General features: G+C 52.2%; 3 protein-coding genes and 1 pseudogene. 2 read left to right on the forward strand and 2 right to left on the reverse strand.

All coding sequences use genetic code 11. From position 1 onward, the window contains the following. Positions 1-321: 321 nt before the first annotated feature. Positions 322-1069, forward strand: a pseudogene (locus CO655_RS32855) (transposase); the annotation flags it as partial. Between the two features lie 156 nt (positions 1070-1225). Here the strand turns inward: CO655_RS32855 and CO655_RS32860 are convergent. Both CO655_RS32860 and CO655_RS32865 read right to left on the reverse strand, forming a co-directional pair. Then, a complete protein-coding gene (locus CO655_RS32860) occupies positions 1226-1747 on the reverse strand; it encodes a YbaK/EbsC family protein (RefSeq protein ID WP_004677747.1) in 522 nt (173 codons plus the stop codon). 85 nt (positions 1748-1832) lie between these two features. Continuing rightward, on the reverse strand, positions 1833-2528 hold the full coding sequence (locus tag CO655_RS32865; protein WP_004677746.1) for a DUF6875 domain-containing protein: 696 nt from the start codon (positions 2526-2528) through the stop codon (positions 1833-1835). 354 nt (positions 2529-2882) lie between these two features. On the opposite strand from CO655_RS32865, the gene CO655_RS34135 reads away from it, so the two are divergent. Then, positions 2883-3425, forward strand: coding sequence for a hypothetical protein (locus tag CO655_RS34135; protein WP_037174784.1), 543 nt, complete (start codon positions 2883-2885; stop codon positions 3423-3425). Positions 3426-3807 lie beyond the last annotated feature (382 nt).

The raw sequence follows: 3807 nt of genomic DNA on the forward strand, positions 1-3807 counted from the left end.
CTCACATTCGATTCATCGATCGCAGGACCTGCTCTAGCATACGGTCGACCCAGGCGAGATCACGGCCCCTTCCGAAGGTGGAAGGATCAGGAGCCAGTGCGGTTTTGGCCGCAGCGCAACAGCGCCGATACCAGAAATAGATGTGACGCAGTCGGCTTCCGCGTCTTTCGTGCACGCTGTTGTATGTCCTTAACATTCCGCATCTTAACTTCATAGGATCAAGGGTTTTACGATAGGGAAATTGATCTGAACCCTTCAAACTGGACCAATTTTGGTTAGAGTCCGGTGCATTTTCCTGGCTGGGAAAAGGAACGGAACACGATGAAGGCATCGCAGTTTTCGGACGCTCAGAAGGCGTTCATTTTGAAGCAGGGTGATGAGGGCGTCTCGATCGCGGAGATTTGTCGCAAGGCGGGGATCAGTCAGGCGACTTACTTCAACTGGAAGAAAAAGTACGCCGGCATGTTGCCGCCAGAGATGAAGAGGCGCAAGCAGCTTGAGGACGGGAATGAGCGATTGAAGAAGATCGTCGCGGATCTGACGTTGGACCGTGAGATGTTGCAGGACGCCATCCGCCGAAAGCTCTAAGGCCTGAGGGGTAGCGGGAGGTGGTGTCATGTGCCGCGATTGGGCGATCTCGATCCGGCGTGCCTGTGGCGCGTTGGACTTCGATCGGTCGACCTATCACTACATCTCTCGCCGCGCCGATCAGGCCGGTCTAGACCTGTGAGCGCGGGTGCGCTACGGCTATCGTCGCGTGCATGTGCTTTTGGAACGCGAGGGTTGGGGCACCAACATCAAGCGAACCTATCGCATTTACAGGGACTTGGGACTGCAGCTGCGGAATAAGACTCGGAAGCGCCGTGTTAAGGCGAAACTTCGTGAGGATCGGCAAATGGCTGTCGGACCAAATGACGTGTGGGCGATGGACTTCGTGCACGATCAGCTCGCAACCGGAAAGAAACTGCGGGTCCTGACGGTGGTCGCCACCTTCTCACGCTATGTTCCCGCGCTTGATCCGCCTCACAGCTATCGAGGTGAAGATGTCGTGCAGACGTTGGGACGGGTGTGACGATTTTCGTTATAGTGCGCACTATGAGTCCGATTACGCAACATACGTATTGAACCCTCATTCTCTAATCGAGGCGCCGTTACGTGGAACCGCATTTCCTTTTCCGAAGAAATAAACCTACCTCACGGCATCTCTATGAAAGGTGACGAGGCGTTAGGTTTGACTGGCCCGTCCACGCGTCTGTAACGGCTGCCCGATCTTCCAAAGCATGCTTGTGTCGATCTCAAGCTCGACTCCAACCTTGCCCGCACCTGTGACTACGGTAGGATAAGAAAAAAGGGCGGTGTCGATCAGTACAGCGATCTTCTGGAGACCGAATGGTGATACGCTTCCTGACGGGTAGCCGAAGAGATCGAGTACCTGTTCTTTCTGAGCAAGTTCGGCTCGTTTCCATCCATAGGTGCCAGCAACCGCTTTCATGTCAATCTTTGAAGGTGATGGCAGCAAAACGGCACAAAGGTGGCGCGCAGGATGAGACCGGCGCATCACATCGTTCGCTTTCTGCTCGGCAATAATCATCGTCTTTGCAACGCGCCCCACGGGAACGCCGATAGCGGAGGCTAAATCGGAAGGAGATGTAATAGGGGTGGCGAACTCACTATAGCGCCACAATCGTACCGTCGACGCTCCGATCTGGTGCAGTTCAGCAAGTACGTTCGGATGAACGTCCAACATAGTCGTTTCCTTCCGGTTCACCTGGTAGGACGATCGAGGATAGCTGTTTCAGCGACTGCGAGTACAGCCCTCTTGCGAGTAAGTTTCAGGCGGTTCGCTCCAAAAGCTGCCTAATGCGGCGGCGACCCTCGTTCCCAAAAATACTGAAGTAAGCCTCCAGGCACTTATCGCTATCGAGCATGAAAGGAGCATCATATTTGGTGATATGCCGAATAGCCAAGGCTGGAACCGTTGTGTCGAGCGGTCGAAACATCCTGTTGTGCAAACCGGGCTCCGGGCAACCTGGATAAAATTCACCGATCATGAAACCTTCCTGAATGAAGTCGGGCTTCAGCCGTTTTTGCAGTTGACCAATCCTGATGATCTCTCCTTCATCCTGTATTCCAGGAAGGGCAATGATAATGGCCTTATAGATCCAGTCGCCCGTTCGATCGTTGAAGGACTTTACGGGTTTCATCTGGCTGAAGACGGCGAGCATACGCGCCAAATCGTTTTCGATTTCGTCAACTGCAACAGCTTGCGACGCGGCAACCCGTAAAAGTCCCTTCGTCAGAGCCTCGGGAACGAAAGGGCAAACGCTCCCGTCCCGACCTAAATGAGGATGTGGATTGGAGAGGAATTCTGAGGCATACCGAGCAAATTTCTGAAGAGCTGCGTTTGCATACTCATCATAGGCGTTGTATCCCGCATCAATATTCTTTTCCAGAATTTCGCCCACTGTCATCAATGGACCAATCGTCCCGAAAGGTTGGCTGTAATCTTTCCAAATCTCTTTATTCATTTCGGACCCCTGGTTCGAAAAGCCACGTGCAAAACGGAAGGTCGGGCTCTTGCATGCCAGCTCGGGCGGCGGGCGAGCTGGTCGGGGGCCAATCAAGAGACCGACCTTCCATCGGAAGCGAAGCTCCCGAATTTTTGGTAGCACTGGTAGTTGCACTTGTGTAACTGTTTTTTTAAATGGATGTAAAAACAAGAGTGGGGGCTCGTGCACGATGAAGGTTAGTCTCACGACCGCCCGCAAATTCTTATATTCGTCGTAGTTATGAAGACATACATATGATAAATGTCGCCGCGATGGGATCCGGTAACAGGCTTTGGGTGAAAACAGAACGATCCATTGCGCAGAGGCGTGGCCGTGGCGAAGACAACACGAAGAGAAATATATACGCCAGAACAGATCGACGTCGGCGTAAAGCATAAGCTTGAGAAAATTGACTCGTTTTTGTCAGATCTCTTTAGCGAAAATTCCGAAGAAAAACTATTCCTGAGGAATATTCTTGGATTGATGCTTAAAGTATATCATATGGACGCCAATAACAAACCCATGACGAAGATGCAGGCGTGTCGCTATCTGCCTTTCAAAAACCAGACTGTTTGCCAAAAGTATGTCGAGGCAGCGCATTTGCGTGGGTTCATCGACATCACTCGGGATAAAACGGACAAACGGCGTCTGATTGTTGTTCCAAAGGAGCCGTTGGTTGTCTATGTCAATGAATATATAGCTGACTTCCTTGATGACTGCCGTAGAGCGATTGACAGTGCCGCTCAAGTAGCTACGCTTCCTGAGGAAGGGATGGCAACGGCAAGTTCTTCATCTATTGATAAATCGCCAGCGTCTTCTGGGGCACCTGTGGGTTCCTCTCAAAAGAGAGTCGATCGAAAAGCCAGGAAATTTTAGCGAGTTTTATTGTGGGAAAGCAAAAGTAAGAAGCCGGTCTCGCGCGCGTTTATCCTTTCATCAATCAAATGTTTCCTCCGTAAATAAGCTTCATCGAGGTAACCCGCTTCGCTTAACCGGCCTGACGGCCGGTGCAGGCGCTGCTAGGGGGAGCGGCTGTATCGTCGTTTCGGCCAAGAAACTGCGCGGGAAGTTCGGCGGCATCCTCAGCCTTATCACCTTGGCATTTACGCTATCTTTTTTAGGCGAGGCGGAAACCGCTGACGCGGTCCTCCATCTCTTGGTCGAGACAGTGTGACCTGCCACTGAATTTTCATCCGGCGGCGATTAGAGCCTCGGCGGCGATTGAACCGCCCCCAAACGTTGGACCAGCGCAGGCTAG

It is taken from the genome of Rhizobium sp. M1 (assembly GCF_002531805.1).
In the GTDB taxonomy this organism is placed as follows: Bacteria; Pseudomonadota; Alphaproteobacteria; order Rhizobiales; family Rhizobiaceae; genus Rhizobium; species Rhizobium etli_C.